We start from the raw sequence: 261 nt of genomic DNA, 5'->3' as shown, positions 1-261 counted from the left end.
GCATCAGAATGTTTTAATGTTAAAAAAAGCATCAGGTTCTGCATCAATGCATATCCGATAGCGGTTGTCCAGAAACGGGTTGTAGTTCCTAACGCTGTAGCATTGGATACATATTCTTCCGGAGTTCCTGAAATCAGAAAGAATACAAGCGGCGTGAATAATAAGCCCTGTGCAACTCCTTGCAGAAATAATGGCGGACAGATGGTGGAAAGAGTAGTGTCAGGATAAAAAGTGTATGTAAACCAGGCGCAATCAATAGCC

General features: G+C 42.1%; 1 protein-coding gene. It reads right to left on the bottom strand.

Features of this window, described 5'->3' with window-relative positions; all coding sequences use genetic code 11:
* Positions 1-261: hypothetical protein (locus AB0T83_RS20475; protein ID WP_366195032.1), on the bottom strand; the 261-nt coding region annotated here is incomplete at both ends.

Source organism: Meridianimarinicoccus marinus, assembly GCF_040689105.1.
Classification (GTDB): domain Bacteria; phylum Pseudomonadota; class Alphaproteobacteria; order Rhodobacterales; family Rhodobacteraceae; genus Meridianimarinicoccus; species Meridianimarinicoccus marinus.
Note: the sequence above shows the minus strand (reverse complement) of the source record. Positions and strands in the feature narration are given on the sequence as shown.